Origin of the sequence: Pseudomonas sp. BN417 (assembly GCF_029871205.1) — a bacterium.
GTDB lineage: Bacteria > Pseudomonadota > Gammaproteobacteria > Pseudomonadales > Pseudomonadaceae > Metapseudomonas.
Genome location: NZ_SSOJ01000091.1, coordinates 120,499 through 135,039, shown reverse-complemented (window position 1 = coordinate 135,039; position 14,541 = coordinate 120,499). Strand labels below are relative to the sequence as shown.

Sequence of the window (14,541 nt, the reverse complement as noted above, 5' to 3'; positions counted from 1 at the left end):
GCGACTACATACGACTCAAGTTGTCTGGCTAGAGCGACGGAGCTGACCAGGTAGGGTGCGCCGTGCGCACCACGGGTTGAGCGAGGCGCCGGGGCTGATCCCGCGAGCGGTGCGCATGGCGCACCCTACGGTGGGGCAAGTGCGGGCAAAACTCCACCATCACTCGTATGAGCTGATGATTTACAAGGCTTGAACACGCAAAAGTATCGGTGATTGCTTGGCGCTCGATGCAGAGCTGCATCCGCCGCTGGGCGACTACAATTGCTCGTGCGCAGTGCGCTACGGCTTTCCTGAGTGGCGTCCAGCGCTCAACCTCGCTCAGGAGATCAGTTGATGTCTGCCCTCATTGCCCAGCTCGATACGCTTTGGTCCCCGCGCCTGCTCAGTGTGCTACGGATCATCACGGCCTTCCTGTTCCTCCAGCATGGCACCGCCAAGTTGTTCGGATTCCCGCATGTCGCGTTTTTCGATGAGTTGAGCCTGTTTTCCCTGATCGGCTTCGCCGGTCTGCTGGAAGTGGTCGGCGGACTGCTGTTGGTGCTCGGTCTGTTCACGCGCCCGGTGGCCTTTATCCTGTCCGGCGAAATGGCGTTTGCCTATTTCATCGGACATGCGCCCAAGGGGCTGATCCCGCTGCTGAATGGCGGTGAGCCGGCGATCCTGTTCTGCTTCATTTTTCTGTACCTGGCTGCCGCCGGTGGTGGCGCCTGGAGCCTTGACCGTCGGCAGTGACGAGGCCAACCAGGCTGCGATTGGGCTTAGGCAAGTCCTGCCAAACGTCGGAGAGCTGGGGGCTTTTCCTGCTGGAGCCCCCTCGAAGTGCTTTCCATCACAAGCCGGCCAGGAGTCTGCCGCGAGTGCCTGCCCCATCCACAAAAAAGGGGGACAGATTTGAATCTGTCCCCCTTTCCGTCGGAAAGGCCGCTGGTTTCAGCGGCCTCAGAAATCAGGCGTAGAAGGCTTTTCCAAGGCAAGGCGGGGTGGCGCTCAGAACCGCCAGGCCTTTCTCCGTCAGGGTCACGCCGTCAAAGCAGGTGTAGTACTCCTGGTTGATCCGGATGTACCCCTCGGCAGCCAGCCAGCGCACGCTGGAGGCGAACAGGAACTCCTCGTTGCTCGGCTTGTGCTCCGCGTTTTCAGATAAGCCACTGCATTCGACGGGTTCGTTCGCGGCGACCTCGTAGCCCGCCACTGCGGCATCGAGACGCACAGGAACCGGGAAGCTCTCCAGCAGGCGGCCAAAGACCGCGCGGACAATAACTTCGAACTCTTGGGATTGCTTGATGACCATGCCTGCGCCCTCCAAGTGGTGATTACCGGGTATCGGATGCATCCGATCATACCCCGCCATGAGTGACCACGTGCAACGCCCCTACAGCGCCCCCGTCGGCAAAGTCGGCGGAACGATTCATCTTTGGCAAAAGGGCCGTCGAAGAGCTGGCCATCTGAATCGAGCAGCGCGGCTCGACGGAAACCAGCGAAGCGGTCCACCGCCACCTCGAAACCCGCCAGGCCAACGCGGACTTCATCGGCGAGGGCATTGTGGCGCTCATGTCTGATACCTAGGCTATCCTGAGCTTGCTCATAAGTGCGTTTCCCCTAGCTGCTGCAGTTCGATGAAGGGCTGCAGCAGCGTTTTTAGGAGGATGCCGATGATGCCCCTGCTATCGGAAAATGACCGTCGATTCCTCGTTGCCGTTCAAGCGCTGATGGATGAATACCAAGTCAGCTGCACACAGCTGCTCCAGATTCTGGACCGGGATCTCCCGCGCCGCGGCGTAACCGGCCCGACGCCCCAGCCACTGCGTACATACCGCAACCCGAATACCGGCCGCGCCATCCGGGTGCGGGCCGGCAGAAGCCCGACCTATCGGGCCTGGGTCGCACAATACGGGCAGGCGACCGTGGCCACGTGGAGGAGCGAGCCGGAATGAGGGGCTGAACTGTAGCCATCCCTAACTGCTTGCCTTTCTTCTCCGGCCGAGAAACCCGCCATTGAGCGGGCTTTTTTGTGGGCGCTCAGAACGATGCTGGCTCTTCGGCCAGCTCTTGTACTGCCAGCTCTGCCCCCTCCCCCAACGCACCAGAGACCCTTGGTCAGCTTTATCGATAAATGCAAGCAATTGCGGATAGGAGGGTAGATAGTGAATATCTACCCACAAACACCTTCAGGCCGAGGCCACCATGAAACGAGACTTCCCCGAGCACGTTGCATGGAGTGAGGCCTGCATGAACGGTGATCACGCCCTGGCATTCGTTGCAGTCAAATCGCGCGCAGCTGACTCGGAACTGCTTTTCCATCTGGTCTACGACGGAATCAGTTTCGCTCGCCTCTCAGAGGCGCTTGCGGCCGCTGAGCGGGCGCTCAGCAAAATACTGAGGTTCGACGCCGACGACACGCCGTTATTCAGCTCGACAGAATGTTGACTTACCGGCGCCCGCCGATGCATCACTCAGCGCAAGCATAGTCACGAGGTCGCCATGACCAAAGACGTTCTTCCCGTCCTTATCCAGCGCATCTACATGAACCAGATCATGCTCGGTGCCGCCCTCGCGGAGCTGGCAATCTGGGTCGATCACTGCGGCTCTCCTGACGCGTCAGCGCTGATCTGCAAACGACTGGAATCCTTGGAAGCCAACGCCAGTTTCATCAACGAAGCCATTGTGGACCTTATGGCTGACTCATAGCTGCCGAGGCCACGTTGCCACAGCCCGCCAATGAGCGGGCTTTTTTGTTTCTGGCCCTTCGTCAGGTTCGCGCTCCAACCTGTCCAGAGTGATCCATATTTTTTTGATCCGATGTCTGCGTTGCCACCTGCCGGAGCCCGCCATGCACAGACGCAACTTCCCAGGGCATTCCGCCTGGATCGAAACCCGCATCAATGGAAACCATGTGCTGGCCTTCGTCGCCATCCAGCCTCGCGACAGCAAGACCGAACCGCTCCTCCATCAGGTCTACGACCGTTCCTATTTCATACGCCGTTCGGATGCCGTCGAGGCGGCCGCTGATGCGCTTGGCAAGCTGAGGCAGATCGACGAACGCGGCAGGCCATGGTTCAGTTCGGCGGAGTGCTGATCACGGCATAAGGACTCAAGCTTCTAACCAAACCTAGGTCTAAGGAGTCCTGGATGAGCACCACCAGTGAAAATCGGGATATCGAGCTGTTGTTCGAAGAGGAAATGCCTGGCTATCGATGCATCGTCACCCGACAGGCCGAGGGGGCGATCAATCTGCAGTTCGAGAGCCTGGCCAGCCACAAGACCATTACGTTCCCGGCACCAGCACCCGAGCTGTGGGACAGCCCTGAGAAATTGAAGGAAATGTGCGAACAGATCACCGGGGAGTTCCTGCTGCTCTGCGACGAGCAGCCGCCCACCTCTGAAGGTGTAGCGACGCGGATAACCAAAGATCTCGCCGAGAAGCTCGCCGCGACCTTTCAGGCCATGGGTAACCGCAAAGAGAGCCGGTAAGCTGCGCCTGGCCGGTTGCCCTATTCCTGATCGGGCAGGGCTCTATCCCGCCAGGGTTTTGCTAGGGCCATGATTTCAAACATGAGTTGGTCGACCAGCGCATCGAGTGCGCCGGGGCCGAGTAGCGACCCCAGCTTCACACCAGTAATCCACATTGCTTCGTGGGTTGCGTGATTGTTTATGAAGATATCGATCACATGTGTAGAAGAAAACTCGCACCTGACGAAAAATCCCGGAAGTGTCCTTGATACCTGGCGCTGGAGGCGCTGCTGAAGTCTTTGCCTCATACGTCCTCCTCGGCCGGGTCAGGGGCTATCTCTTGTCGGTCGCGATCCTCACTCTGCTTGGTGAAAGTTCTGGGTTCCACGTTGCCGTTATAAGTTCGACTTTGCTGGCGCCCCTTCGTCCTCTGCTCCCGACGAAGGGCATCGAACGATTCCGCCGTAGCAGTGATCGAAATAGGTGAGAGGCAGCGATCAGCGAAGTTCCACTGCTGGAATCATCAGACTAAGTCTGGGGCCCCTGCAACAGCTCACTGACCACTGTCTCTCCGGACCGCGGCGCATCTCAACGATCGTCGCGGTTCGTCGTTTTATCCCATCCGCGCCAGCTCTCGCATCGATCTGCTCATGCGCCCCCAAGGAAGCAGAGAAGCCTGGCGGCCGACGAAAGGTCCTGAACAATTTCGCAGCTGTGCCCCTCGGAATAGGTGTGAGACGGCTTATCGCGAAGCCCGGTGCAGGTACCACGGTACGGGGTTCCCTGTAACAGCCCGCAGGCCGCCTCCACGAACCGCGGCGCGTCCCCGTACCCGCCGCGGTTCCCTTTCAGCCCATCCGCGCCAGCTCGCGCTTCACCAGGCTCTGGGGTTCAGCGCGTCGATCTGCTCGTACGCCCGGTCCTTCCACTTAGCCTTGCGCTTGTCCTTCCCAAGGGACACCCTGCGGTCGGACAACCACCGGCTCACGGTGCACATGGCCGGCATTGCCGTGCCGCCGGTAGCTGGGCAGAAAGTGATCGAGGCGTTGCTGGAAGCCGCTTAGTCGTCAGCGTCCAACCCGCCACCGCCGGCACCGGTCAACGAATGCTCGTAGTGCTCCTTGAATGTCTCGGCAGCCACGATCGCAGCGCTCTGGAGCTCCCAGTAGTCGACCCTTACATCGTCATCGCTGAAGTCCGGGCCGGAACTGAGAAAATCCTCAACTGCGTTGAACGCTTTGGCTGCCTCGTGCGCGAGCCGCTCGGCTTTCTGCCAGTAGGTTTCCGCCATGCTCTGATCCTCCAGGAATAGGGACAAGAGAGTTAGGCACAGCATCCTGTAGTGCGCCACCCGCGCACAATCCTTAGTCCGCCTAGACGAAGCCTGGGGCATCTCCGACATTCTAATTTGGTGCTTTCAGCCAACGGACAAGGAGGCATGCATGAACAACAGCGCAACGGAGATCGCCAACCTGCTGTATCGGTACGCAGAGCTACTGGATGGAGGGGATCTGGAAGGTGTCGCCGAGCTCTTCCGGCATGCTCAGTTCAAATTGCAGGACGGCAATGCGCGGGTCGGGGCCGTTGAGCTCCTGCGTATCTTTCGTGAACAGGTAAAGATCTATCCCTGCGGAACACCGCGCACAAAGCACCTGGTTACCAACCCGATCATCGACGTCAACGAGAAGTCAGGCCGCGCCACGGCAAGGTCGTACTACACAGTCCTGCAGGGCACTGACGGCCTCCCACTCCAGCCTATCGCTACAGGTCGGTATCACGACGCATTCGAGCGCATCGACGGCAAGTGGCGCTTCACCTTTCGGGACTACTCCATGCTGGATAGGGTGGGCGACCTGAGCTGCCACCTGAACGGACTAACCACTCGCTGATAAGTACCTGGCAAAAAGTAGAAGGATCAGCCATGCCTCCTGTTAGACATGGCCTGTCAGGCACGTAGTCGCAGCGCGCTGCTTGCCGAAGAGCAGGGCATCTTCTGGATCTACGCGAATGACGCCGAGCGCTTTACACAGGTCGCCCTCGAAATACAGATGCTCCGATTTGAACCGGCCGTCAGGGCGATACACCCCCACAAATACAACCTCCACCACGCCAAAGAACAAGCCGACCATGACAGAGCAGGAACGATCCTGGCTGGCCTCGAAGGTATGTTCTTTGGCGTCCGGGTACCTGCCGATGAACTGCTGGTAGACGTAGCTGCGATCCATCCGTCCTCTCCTTGCCTGGCTCCGTGTCCGACAAGCAACCAATAGCCCACTTAATGTCATAGCGCCACCACAGCAAAGGAATCCCCTATGCATGAAACCAGCAAGCAGCAGCTCGGACTAAGGCCGGGAGGCTAAGGGAGAGAAGGTTCAAGCTGATACGGACCAAGTACCTTGTCGAGGTTCGGCCAAACCATATAGGCGGTCCAATTCTTATTGTCGTTGGAGCAGTGGACGAGAAACTCGCGGCTGCTGTTTCGGCTTGCGCGATACCGGTAAATGCCACACCCAGAGACGTCAGCAGCGGCGAGTGCTTGAGTGATCTGATTGTTGAACTCGTACCTCCATGGTCCAGGGTACTGCCGGTCGACCGACTGACCAGCGCTCGATAAACCTGGCGCAACTGCCGCGAACAACAAAGCGAGCAGACGTTTCATTCCTTCTCCTTGACTCGGCTCAATGCCGAGCCGCGCACAAGTACCCCACGTCATTCCAATGCGCCATCAGGCAACTCGCCAACGCACTAGGCCGACGGCGCCCAGATCACGTTCTCGCTATTGATCACGGGGAGCCGCCCAGGATTGATATCGCGCCAGTTATGGAGAAATACCCTGGTTTTCTCGACGTCAAAAGCTCGGTCAAGCCTTTGCCTCAGAACGCTCGCCGAGACACCAAAATGACCGCAATGGGGGCAGTTGATCTCAACGCCATCGAGTTCGGAAGGAATCTGCTGCGCCTCGCACAAGCAGTTCACGCATTTCATATCGCCACTCCTCAGCACCCAATGCCTAACTGTAGCTACTTAAGGTGGCAAAGGACTCCACATGCCCACAGAAAACCAGACCCGGAAACTCTTTTCCGCCTATCTGGCGAGGGAATTGCCGACGCCCAATTACTACCCCACGGGCGGCAGGTGCTTTGGCTCCTTCTTTCGCCCCACCCGGACAAGCACGGAGAACCACACCCAAAGGAAGACGCCCAGGAACTTCGCCGCATCCACGAGAAGGACGCGATCAAGTGCGAGAGCGTCCTGGGTGAAGAAGTGGAGTGGGTGGTCGGCCAGAAACGGAGTCTCTATTGCCCAGACCAACATGACCGCCCACCCAACACTGGCCAGCAACAGGGTCGTCCCTAGCGACCATTCAACAAACAACCTCTGGGCTTTGTTCATTGCGCAATCCCTTGCGTTCAGCTCCGGATCATCTTAGCCCCGAAAACCGAAACCACCCCATGACACGAGTCACATACTGCCGCCACACCGGCCAGCCCGCTCGCCGAGTAGCAGCTACCGCTCTGGCGCTGTCGCCGCCCGGGGCCACAGCACCGGAAACAGCGGATGCTCCAGGGGCGCGCCTTCGGGTAACTGATCGATCAGCCCCGGAAACTCCGGCGATGTCTTCCAGGCTCGTGGGGCGTGGCGCATGTCCTCGCCGAGAAAACGTAACGAGAAGGCCCGCCGTCTCCGATTCCCGCCCACCCCGCCCGAGGCGTGCAGCGTCAGCATGTGGAAGAACACCGCATCGCCCGGCTCCAACTCCCAGCCGAGGATGTTCCAGCGCGAGCGGTCCGCCTCGATGTCCGGCAGGTCGGCCAGGCTCCCTTCCGGGAACCAGCGCGCCTGGTTGTCGCGGAAGGTCCTCGGCATCAGCCAGGGCCCCAGGTGGGAGCCCGCCACGAACTCCAGCGTCGACTCCCGCGCCACCGGGTCCACCGGCATCCACATGCTGCAGTTCTGCCGGCCGTCCACGTTGTAGTAGGGCTGGTCCTGGTGCCAAGGGGTGCGTTGACGGGTGTTGGGTTCCTTCACCAGCAGGTGGTCGTGATAGAGGCGCGCGCTGTCGCAACGCATCAGTTGCGCCGCGACTGAACCCACCCTGCTCTCGAAGATGAAGCGGCGGTATTCCTCGAATTCCGTCCAGTTGCAGAAGTCCTCGAAGAACCAGCCCGGGTCATCCGGGCTGCTGGCCACCTTGGCCCGCTCGCTGGGCGACGCGAGGTTGCGCTCGATGCCCCGCTCCAGCAACGCCACCTCATCGGCCGAGAACAACTGCCGAACGCAAACCGCGCCATCGCGCTGGAAATCCTCGATGAGCGAATGCGGCAGTTCGAATTCAAAGCTGTGCTGCGTCATGCAATGACTCCTTTCTTCCTGGATGTAACCATGGTTCAAGAATGCCCTGGGTGTCAGGACAGTTCGGGCTCGGCTTGCGCGGACGGGTTCGGTTTCACCCACCTCCCATAAGCGATGGTGAGGATGACCAGCCAGGCAGCGCCTATGTAGAGCGCAGTGCGGGTGTCGGGGAACACCGCCAGCACCACGAAGATGAACAGCATGAAGGCGATGGCCAGGTACTGCCCATAGGGCCAGAACGGCACCGGGAAGCCGAGGGCGGCGACGTCCTCGCGGCTCAGGCTGCGGCGCATGGCAATCTCCGAGAGCAGGATCATCAGCCACACCCACACCACCGAGAAGGTCACCAGCGAGGCGAACATCAGGAACAGCTCGTTCGGCAGCAGGTAATTGAGTAGCACGCCGATCAGCAGCGTCAGCGCCATCACCAGCACCGTCAGCCACGGCACACCATGCTCAGACAGGCGAGCGAAGCCTTTCGGGGCCTGCCCATTCTCGGCCATGCCGAAGAGCATCCGCCCGGTGCTGAAGATGTCGCTGTTGATGGCGGAGACCGCCGCCGAGATCACTACCAGGTTGAGGATGCTGGCGGCCGACTCGATGCCCAGGCCACTGAATATCTGCACGAAGGGGCTGCCCTGGCTACCGATCAGCGGCCAGGGGTAGATGGCCATCAGCACCAGCAGCGTCAGCACGTAGAACAGCAGGATGCGCAGCGGCACCGAGTTGATGGCCTTGGGGATCATCCGCTGCGGGTCCTTCGCCTCGCCGGCCGTGAAGCCGATCACCTCGATGCCGCCGAAGGCGAACATCACGATGGTGAAGGAGGCGATCATCCCCTCGACCCCGTTGGGGAAGAAGCCGCCATGTGCCCAGAGGTTGCTGAAGCCCGCCGCCCCGCTGCTGCCGTCGCCCAACTGGATGCCGAGCACCAACACTCCCAGTCCGGCGACGATCATCGCCACGATCGCCAACACCTTGAGCAGTGACAACCAGAACTCCAGCTCGCCGAAGACCCGCACGCTGCAGAGGTTCAAGGCCGAAATGAAGGCCACGATGCCCAGCACCCAGATCCAGCGCGGCGTATCGGGAAACCACAACCCCATGTAGACGCCGAACGCCGTCACGTCGGCCAGGCACACCATCATCATCGAGAAGACGTAGGTCCAGCCAGTGAGAAAGCCCAGGTAGCGCCCCAGGTAGCGGCTCGCATAGTGACCGAAGGAGCCGGCCACCGGCGTGCGCACCGCCATTTCCCCCAGGGCACGCATCACCAGGTAGATCGCTGCGCCGCCGATCAGGTACGCCAGCAACACGGAAGGGCCCGCGCGCTGGATGGCCGCCGCCGAACCGTAGAACAGCCCCGTACCGATGGCAGAACCCAACGCCATGAAGCGGATATGCCGCGCATTCAAGCCACGGCGCATTACCGAATGTTCCATTACCTTGCCTCGCTTTTATTGTTGTTATCGACGGCCGCAGCGCGCCGCGCTGCGCCCCCCCTACTTCTGGTACCACCCCCACGGCTCATCACTGCAGTACTGGGTCACCTGCTTCACCTCCAGGTAATTCTCCAACCCCCAATGCCCCAGCTCCCTGCCGATGCCGCTCTGCTTCATGCCACCCCAGGGCGCCTGGGTGAAGGTGGGCTGCGAGCAGTTGACCCAGACAATGCCGGCACGCAGTCCATTGGCGACACGGGCGGCACGCTCCAGATCGGTGGACATCACGGCAGCCGCGAGGCCATAGCGGCTGTCATTGGCCAGTGCCAGGGCCTCCGCCTCTGTCTTGAAGCGCTTCATGCAGAGCACCGGGCCGAATATCTCTTCGCGCCAGATAGTGCTTCTGATGTCGGGCTCATCGAAGATGGTCGGCTCCATGAAGTAGCCGATTGGCAGATGGGCCGGGCGTACTCCGCCGGTCAGCAGCTTCGCAGTCTGCTTGCCTTGTGCGATCACACCCATGACCTTCTGGTATTGACCGGCGCTGACCAGCGGGCCCAGTTGCACGCCCTCCTCCATCCCCGGGCCGATCCTGATGTCGCGCGCCGCGTCCACCAGGCGTTCCAGCAGGCGCGGAGCGATGCCCTCCTGCACCAGCAGGCGCGAGGTGGCGCTGCACACCTGCCCCTGGTTCCAGAAGATGCCGAACATGATCCACTCCACCGCGGCCTCGATATCGGCGTCGTCGAAGACGATGAAGGCCGACTTGCCGCCCAGCTCCAGACTGATGTTCTTGATGTCGACAGCGGCGGCCGCCATGATCCGCGTTCCGGTCGGCACACTGCCGGTAAAGGCCAGCTTGTCGACGCCCGGGTGCAGCGCCAGGGCCTGGCCGGCTTCGCCCCCGAAGCCCGGCACGATATTGAGCACTCCCCGCGGCAGGCCAACCCGCTCCGCGGCCACACCCAGCTCAAGTGCACTCAGCGGCGTGAGCTCCGACGGCTTGAGTACGCAGGTCGCGCCAGCCGCCAGCGCGGGCGCGACCTTCCATGCCGCCATCAGCAGCGGGTAGTTCCAGGGGATGATCTGCCCGGCTACCCCGACAGGCTCGTGGCGGATGTGACAGCTGAAACGCGCATCCCCCACATCCAGCGGCTGGTCCTGGCGCTCGTCCAGTTCCCGCGCCAGTTCGGCGTAGTAACGGAAGCAACCAATGGCATCGGCGACATCCCATTCGGCCTCGGGCAAAGGCTTGCCGTTATCCCTGACCTCCAGCGCCGCCAAGGCCTTGCGGTGCGCTTCCAGCTCATCGGCCAAGGCCTCCAGAAAGCCGGCTCGCTCGCTTCCGCTCGTCTGCCCCCAACCCTGATCGAAAGCCTTGCGAGCGGCGTTCACCGCAAGGTCCACGTCCTCTTCATCGGCCGCTGCCAGGTCCGCAATGCCCTGCTCCGTCGCCGGGTCGATGCTGCTGAACTGGTTGCCATGTTTCGGCGCCACCCAGCGCCCGTCGATGAATAGCGTCATCGCATTCATGTGATTCCCTCACGCATTGTCGTGGAGCGGGGTTCAGGCGATTTTCAGCACCTTCCGGCCCATCACTGTTCCTTGGCGTATCTGCTCGAAGATCGAGTTGATCTCATCGAGCGTGGTCATCGCGACCTGGGCCTTGACCAGGCCGCTTGCGGCGAAATCGACCGCCTCATGCAGGTCCTGCCGCGTGCCGACGTTGGAGCCGCGAATCGAGAGCTCCCAGTTGACCACCCGGTCGATGGAGTTGCGCACGTCATCCGCCATTCCTCCGGGCTGGCCGATGTAGATCGCCGTACCCCCTGGCCGCAGCAGGTGCACGGCCAGCTCGAAGGCCTGCTTGGCCACCGCCGTGACCAGCACCCCGTGCATGCCGCCCAGGTGCGTCTGGATGGATGCCTCGACGCCCGCCCCCACCTCGAACAACGCGTCGGCGCCCAGGGTACGCGCCAGTGCGAGCTTCTCCATGGATACATCGATGGCGGCAACGCGCAGGCCCATCGCCTTGGCGTACTGCACCGCAACGTGGCCCAACCCACCGATGCCGATGACCGCCACCCACTGGCCAGGCCTGGCGCCCGAACGCTTTAGGCCGCGATAGGTGGTGACCCCGGCACAGAGGATCGGCGCCAGTGCGTAAAGATCCGCGTCGGCATCGACTTTGGCGACGAAGGCCGCCGGCGCCACCATGTATTCGGCGTAGCCACCCGGTTTGCTGTATCCCGTGGCTTCGCCCTGCTTGCAGATCGTCTCCATGCCCGCCCGGCAGTACTCGCAGGCGCCACAAGCGCTGTACATCCAGGGCACCCCGACCGCATCGCCCACCGCGAGGTCGGTGACGCCGCTGCCCAGCTCGACGACGTGCCCCGTCACCTCGTGGCCCGGTATCAGGGGCAATGCCGGCGGGGTCGGCCAGTCTCCATCGCAGGCGTGCACATCGCTGTGGCACACACCGCAGGCCACCACCTTGATCAGCACCTCCCCCGCCCCCGGCCGCGGGATCGGCACAGACTCGATCTTCAATGGATCGCCCAGTCGATGGAGAACCGCTGCCCGCATGGTTGCGTTGTTCGCTCGAGACATTTCGTCATCCTCATTGCTTGCGTTGAATACCTGGGCGCCCGGTCCTTCTCACTCGGGCTCCCTGTTGCGCCGAACATGGGTGATCCGCGATGCCGCCTTGCGGCAAAAGCTTCCCCGCCGGTGCGCGGAAACCGCGATCGGTGAGGCTTGGTTGAATCGATTGGCCGCTGTCAGCCGCCCGCGCGAGTGCAGCCCAGGAACAGCCGAGACAACTCGTCGATGATCAGCACCGTGCTGTCGACCTCCGTCGGCGTGGGCTGGCGGACGTACTTCACTGGCGGGATCAGCAACCAGATGAAGTAGCCGTAATTGGGTCGCAGCGAGAGGTCGCAGCGCTTGCTCTGCGGGTGGTAGCGAATCGTGATGCCAGCCAGGTCCATCGCCACGCAGAGGGACAGCAGCCGGTCATGGGCATTGAGCGCATCGAGTATCGGCTGCGGGCATCCGTCACCCACGAAGGCCACCCGGCGATTCTCCTGCCGCCACCCCAGGTAGCTCAGCCGGATACGCATCGAGCGCTCGCCCAGGTCGACTGGCACCTGCCAGTGCCAACCACAGCTGTAGACCCGGCCGAACAACTTGCTGGAGAGCTGCTGCGCCAGGACCAGATTGCTGGCGGCCAGCTTGTGCTCGTAACCCTCCAGACAAAGGCGCCCGCCACCATCGCGATGCCTGAGGTAAGCACCGAAGCATGCCGCCGTAGCCTGCAGCGCCTTCTGCGCGTGGCGGTCGATGACCGCGTAGAGATCCATGGCGTTCCCTCCCTGTTGCGCCACGTCATTCCAGTTTCAGTTGGGCAGCCTGCAGGCTGACAGGCGTACGGGCCGCCCCATCGGCGGACTCGGCACGCGCTTCGATGCGGCGCAGCACCTCCTCCAGCGGCAATGGCGTGAACAACGCCTGCCCGGTCTTATTCAGGTAGACCACACCGAACGCAACGATCAATGCCGAGCACACCACCGCGATAAGCAGCACCTGCCCATCACTGACCAGCGAGCCGATCATGTAGAGGCAGGCGCCGATGCCCACCACTTGCGGCACGGGATAGAACGGCGTCCTGAAGGGGCGCTCGGCCTGGGGGTAGCGCTTGCGCAGCACCAGCACGTCGACCTGGGCGATCACATAGGACATGAGCCAGGTGGTGCAGGCGACGCTGATCATCATGGTGATCAAGCCAATGTCGGCGCGGTTCGCCATCGCATACAGCAGCACGATCATGATCAGGCCCACCACGAAGAAGATGCCGAACCAGGGCGTCCTCGCCGTCGGGTGCAGCCAGCAGAAGATCTTCGGCAGCAACCCTTCGCGGGAAAGCCCGTAGAGCATCCTCGGCACCGCGACCAGGTAGGTGTCGCAGGTGGTGACCGCGGCCAGGATGGAAATCCCGCCCATGACGATCAGGCCCGGGGCACCCAGCATGGCCGCCGCGCCATCGACATGGGGAATGGTCGAGGCCGCCAGTTCATCCAGGCCGATGTAGCGGGTGATGCTCAAGCCGAAGAGCAGATCGACCAGCCAGATGCTGCCGCAACCGAAGATCATCGCCAGCGGAATGGTTCGACCGGGGTGCCTGACCTCCTCGGCGAGGGGTGCGACGAACTCCATGCCGATGAAGAGCCAGATCGCCAGGCTGAGATGGCCGACCTGTTCGCGCCAGGGGACAGGCGAAAAGTCCGGTTGGACGGCGAGCAGCGGCTCCGTCCCGATACCCGTCAGCCCCCACACGCCAACCAGGCCAAGCATCAGCATCATGGAAATCGCCAGGGTGGTCTGTACCCGTCCGAATACCTCCACACCCTTGAGGTTGATCGCGACCAGCACGGCGAGGATACCCAGGGAGAACAGATACCAGGGCCAACCGGTCAGCCGCTCCAGGGACTGGCCGCCGATGATCATGTTGGTGCCGCCGTCGGTACCCACCAGCACGATGTAACCCGCCAGCACCGCGAACAGCGCTGGCAACTTGCCCAAGGCGGGCAAGGTGTATTCACCGACCATCCCCGACCCCGGCAACATGGCCGCCAGCTCCGAATAGGAAAGCGCCACGCAGAGTATGACCAGCAAGGCACCCAGCGCCACGAGACTGAAGGCCGGCCCGGAAACGCCATAACCATTGGCCAGCGCCACCATGGCGGTACCTGAAACCACCAGCCCGACCGACGTGGAATAGGCCGCCCAGAAGCCCAGGCTCCTGCTCAACTTCAAACCGCTCATCACACTCCCCCCGATTGTTGTTCTTCTCAGCAGAGCTGCATGCTTGGAACGAGTCGGGGTCACGCTATCAACGGTGCCTCAGGCGGAGCATATGGCACCGGGAGTAGTGTCAGCTCAAAGGCTGTAGGACATTTCGCAGGATGGGCCGAACAGCACGATCGTAGGATGGGTCGGGCGGCGTTCCGCGAGCGAAGCGATACCCATGCTGATGCAATCCCGACCACGGACGACCCAAGCACACACAGGCCGTAGGAGCGAGCTCTGATCGCGAACGTCCAGACTCAGATGCTTCGCGAGCAAGCTCGCTCCTACAGACAATCAGTAGCCCGGATGCAATCCGGGGAAATCCCGCCACCATTCCCGGATTGCATCCTGGCTACTGAACGTCGAAAGCAATCCGAGCCACCAACGCCCCACGCACACGCAGCCCCCGTAGGCGCGAGCTCTGCTCGCGAATGGCACATTTGGCGAT

The 14,541-nt window shown here is 61.9% G+C and carries 20 protein-coding genes and 1 pseudogene; 8 read left to right on the top strand and 13 right to left on the bottom strand.

Annotated features, from left to right (window positions below; all coding sequences use genetic code 11):
- Positions 1-333: 333 nt before the first annotated feature.
- Positions 334-732, top strand: a complete 399-nt coding sequence (locus E8F11_RS11505; protein WP_280288955.1) for a DoxX family protein — start codon at positions 334-336, stop codon at positions 730-732.
- Positions 733-946: 214 nt separating this feature from the next.
- Here E8F11_RS11505 and E8F11_RS11500 read toward each other — a convergent pair whose 3' ends face one another.
- Positions 947-1,291: a hypothetical protein gene (locus E8F11_RS11500; RefSeq protein WP_280288954.1), complete on the bottom strand. Its 345-nt coding sequence runs from the start codon at positions 1,289-1,291 to the stop codon at positions 947-949.
- 361 nt (positions 1,292-1,652) lie between these two features.
- Here E8F11_RS11500 and E8F11_RS11495 point away from each other — a divergent pair, with 361 nt between their 5' ends.
- The 5 genes from E8F11_RS11495 to E8F11_RS11475 all read left to right on the top strand — a co-directional run bounded on the left by E8F11_RS11495 (position 1,653) and on the right by E8F11_RS11475 (position 3,471).
- Complete coding sequence (locus E8F11_RS11495) at positions 1,653-1,934, top strand: hypothetical protein (protein ID WP_280288953.1); 282 nt, start codon at positions 1,653-1,655, stop codon at positions 1,932-1,934.
- Between the two features lie 250 nt (positions 1,935-2,184).
- Positions 2,185-2,427, top strand: coding sequence for a hypothetical protein (locus tag E8F11_RS11490; protein WP_280288952.1), 243 nt, complete (start codon positions 2,185-2,187; stop codon positions 2,425-2,427).
- 54 nt (positions 2,428-2,481) lie between these two features.
- Positions 2,482-2,688 (top strand): hypothetical protein, encoded by a 207-nt coding sequence (locus tag E8F11_RS11485; protein ID WP_280288951.1) that lies wholly within the window; start codon positions 2,482-2,484, stop codon positions 2,686-2,688.
- 142 nt (positions 2,689-2,830) lie between these two features.
- On the top strand, positions 2,831-3,076 hold the full coding sequence (locus tag E8F11_RS11480) for a hypothetical protein (RefSeq protein ID WP_280288950.1): 246 nt from the start codon (positions 2,831-2,833) through the stop codon (positions 3,074-3,076).
- Between the two features lie 53 nt (positions 3,077-3,129).
- Entirely contained in the window at positions 3,130-3,471 is a 342-nt protein-coding gene (locus E8F11_RS11475; protein WP_280288949.1) for a hypothetical protein, read from the top strand.
- Positions 3,472-3,491: 20 nt separating this feature from the next.
- On the opposite strand, the gene E8F11_RS11470 is transcribed toward E8F11_RS11475, so the two are convergent.
- Entirely contained in the window at positions 3,492-3,758 is a 267-nt protein-coding gene (locus E8F11_RS11470) for a hypothetical protein (protein ID WP_280288948.1), read from the bottom strand.
- Between the two features lie 633 nt (positions 3,759-4,391).
- Here E8F11_RS11470 and E8F11_RS11465 point away from each other — a divergent pair.
- Positions 4,392-4,514 (top strand): annotated as a pseudogene (locus tag E8F11_RS11465) (DNA cytosine methyltransferase); the annotation flags it as partial.
- On the opposite strand, the gene E8F11_RS11460 reads toward E8F11_RS11465, so the two are convergent.
- Entirely contained in the window at positions 4,511-4,741 is a 231-nt protein-coding gene (locus E8F11_RS11460) for a hypothetical protein (RefSeq protein ID WP_280288947.1), read from the bottom strand. The pseudogene E8F11_RS11465 and the gene E8F11_RS11460 sit on opposite strands and share 4 nt — an antisense overlap.
- Before the next feature lie 151 nt (positions 4,742-4,892).
- Here E8F11_RS11460 and E8F11_RS11455 point away from each other — a divergent pair, with 151 nt between their 5' ends.
- Complete coding sequence (locus tag E8F11_RS11455; RefSeq protein WP_280288946.1) at positions 4,893-5,339, top strand: nuclear transport factor 2 family protein; 447 nt, start codon at positions 4,893-4,895, stop codon at positions 5,337-5,339.
- 42 nt (positions 5,340-5,381) lie between these two features.
- Here the strand turns inward: E8F11_RS11455 and E8F11_RS11450 are convergent, their stop codons facing one another.
- The 10 genes from E8F11_RS11450 to E8F11_RS11405 all read right to left on the bottom strand — a co-directional run bounded on the left by E8F11_RS11450 (position 5,382) and on the right by E8F11_RS11405 (position 14,069).
- Positions 5,382-5,675: a hypothetical protein gene (locus tag E8F11_RS11450; RefSeq protein ID WP_280288945.1), complete on the bottom strand. Its 294-nt coding sequence runs from the start codon at positions 5,673-5,675 to the stop codon at positions 5,382-5,384.
- Positions 5,676-5,806: 131 nt separating this feature from the next.
- Positions 5,807-6,109: a hypothetical protein gene (locus E8F11_RS11445; protein ID WP_280288944.1), complete on the bottom strand. Its 303-nt coding sequence runs from the start codon at positions 6,107-6,109 to the stop codon at positions 5,807-5,809.
- An 86-nt stretch (positions 6,110-6,195) separates the two neighbouring features.
- Entirely contained in the window at positions 6,196-6,435 is a 240-nt protein-coding gene (locus E8F11_RS11440; RefSeq protein WP_280288943.1) for a hypothetical protein, read from the bottom strand.
- Between the two features lie 132 nt (positions 6,436-6,567).
- Positions 6,568-6,843: a hypothetical protein gene (locus tag E8F11_RS11435; RefSeq protein ID WP_280288942.1), complete on the bottom strand. Its 276-nt coding sequence runs from the start codon at positions 6,841-6,843 to the stop codon at positions 6,568-6,570.
- A 114-nt stretch (positions 6,844-6,957) separates the two neighbouring features.
- On the bottom strand, positions 6,958-7,803 hold the full coding sequence (locus E8F11_RS11430) for a phytanoyl-CoA dioxygenase family protein (protein ID WP_280288941.1): 846 nt from the start codon (positions 7,801-7,803) through the stop codon (positions 6,958-6,960).
- Between the two features lie 53 nt (positions 7,804-7,856).
- Positions 7,857-9,245, bottom strand: a complete 1,389-nt coding sequence (locus E8F11_RS11425) for an amino acid permease (RefSeq protein WP_280288940.1) — start codon at positions 9,243-9,245, stop codon at positions 7,857-7,859.
- A 60-nt stretch (positions 9,246-9,305) separates the two neighbouring features.
- The gene (locus tag E8F11_RS11420) at positions 9,306-10,769 is read right to left on the bottom strand and encodes an aldehyde dehydrogenase family protein (RefSeq protein WP_280288963.1); all 1,464 of its coding nucleotides are present in this window, start codon (positions 10,767-10,769) and stop codon (positions 9,306-9,308) included.
- Positions 10,770-10,811: 42 nt separating this feature from the next.
- Positions 10,812-11,855 (bottom strand): zinc-dependent alcohol dehydrogenase, encoded by a 1,044-nt coding sequence (locus tag E8F11_RS11415; RefSeq protein WP_280288939.1) that lies wholly within the window; start codon positions 11,853-11,855, stop codon positions 10,812-10,814.
- Between the two features lie 170 nt (positions 11,856-12,025).
- Entirely contained in the window at positions 12,026-12,607 is a 582-nt protein-coding gene (locus tag E8F11_RS11410) for a hypothetical protein (RefSeq protein WP_280288938.1), read from the bottom strand.
- A gap of 25 nt (positions 12,608-12,632) precedes the next feature.
- The gene (locus E8F11_RS11405) at positions 12,633-14,069 is read right to left on the bottom strand and encodes an APC family permease (protein ID WP_280288937.1); all 1,437 of its coding nucleotides are present in this window, start codon (positions 14,067-14,069) and stop codon (positions 12,633-12,635) included.
- Positions 14,070-14,541: the final 472 nt, after the last annotated feature.

What these genes read in the sequence shown, in the direction of transcription:
- E8F11_RS11505 (WP_280288955.1), top strand. Translation starts at nt 334, where the DNA reads ATGTCTGCCCTCATTGCCCAGCTCGATACGCTTTGGTCCCCGCGCCTG.
- E8F11_RS11500 (WP_280288954.1), bottom strand. Translation starts at nt 1,291, where the DNA reads ATGGTCATCAAGCAATCCCAAGAGTTCGAAGTTATTGTCCGCGCGGTC.
- E8F11_RS11495 (WP_280288953.1), top strand. Translation starts at nt 1,653, where the DNA reads ATGATGCCCCTGCTATCGGAAAATGACCGTCGATTCCTCGTTGCCGTT.
- E8F11_RS11490 (WP_280288952.1), top strand. Translation starts at nt 2,185, where the DNA reads ATGAAACGAGACTTCCCCGAGCACGTTGCATGGAGTGAGGCCTGCATG.
- E8F11_RS11485 (WP_280288951.1), top strand. Translation starts at nt 2,482, where the DNA reads ATGACCAAAGACGTTCTTCCCGTCCTTATCCAGCGCATCTACATGAAC.
- E8F11_RS11480 (WP_280288950.1), top strand. Translation starts at nt 2,831, where the DNA reads ATGCACAGACGCAACTTCCCAGGGCATTCCGCCTGGATCGAAACCCGC.
- E8F11_RS11475 (WP_280288949.1), top strand. Translation starts at nt 3,130, where the DNA reads ATGAGCACCACCAGTGAAAATCGGGATATCGAGCTGTTGTTCGAAGAG.
- E8F11_RS11470 (WP_280288948.1), bottom strand. Translation starts at nt 3,758, where the DNA reads ATGAGGCAAAGACTTCAGCAGCGCCTCCAGCGCCAGGTATCAAGGACA.
- E8F11_RS11460 (WP_280288947.1), bottom strand. Translation starts at nt 4,741, where the DNA reads ATGGCGGAAACCTACTGGCAGAAAGCCGAGCGGCTCGCGCACGAGGCA.
- E8F11_RS11455 (WP_280288946.1), top strand. Translation starts at nt 4,893, where the DNA reads ATGAACAACAGCGCAACGGAGATCGCCAACCTGCTGTATCGGTACGCA.
- E8F11_RS11450 (WP_280288945.1), bottom strand. Translation starts at nt 5,675, where the DNA reads ATGGATCGCAGCTACGTCTACCAGCAGTTCATCGGCAGGTACCCGGAC.
- E8F11_RS11445 (WP_280288944.1), bottom strand. Translation starts at nt 6,109, where the DNA reads ATGAAACGTCTGCTCGCTTTGTTGTTCGCGGCAGTTGCGCCAGGTTTA.
- E8F11_RS11440 (WP_280288943.1), bottom strand. Translation starts at nt 6,435, where the DNA reads ATGAAATGCGTGAACTGCTTGTGCGAGGCGCAGCAGATTCCTTCCGAA.
- E8F11_RS11435 (WP_280288942.1), bottom strand. Translation starts at nt 6,843, where the DNA reads ATGAACAAAGCCCAGAGGTTGTTTGTTGAATGGTCGCTAGGGACGACC.
- E8F11_RS11430 (WP_280288941.1), bottom strand. Translation starts at nt 7,803, where the DNA reads ATGACGCAGCACAGCTTTGAATTCGAACTGCCGCATTCGCTCATCGAG.
- E8F11_RS11425 (WP_280288940.1), bottom strand. Translation starts at nt 9,245, where the DNA reads ATGGAACATTCGGTAATGCGCCGTGGCTTGAATGCGCGGCATATCCGC.
- E8F11_RS11420 (WP_280288963.1), bottom strand. Translation starts at nt 10,769, where the DNA reads ATGACGCTATTCATCGACGGGCGCTGGGTGGCGCCGAAACATGGCAAC.
- E8F11_RS11415 (WP_280288939.1), bottom strand. Translation starts at nt 11,855, where the DNA reads ATGTCTCGAGCGAACAACGCAACCATGCGGGCAGCGGTTCTCCATCGA.
- E8F11_RS11410 (WP_280288938.1), bottom strand. Translation starts at nt 12,607, where the DNA reads ATGGATCTCTACGCGGTCATCGACCGCCACGCGCAGAAGGCGCTGCAG.
- E8F11_RS11405 (WP_280288937.1), bottom strand. Translation starts at nt 14,069, where the DNA reads ATGAGCGGTTTGAAGTTGAGCAGGAGCCTGGGCTTCTGGGCGGCCTAT.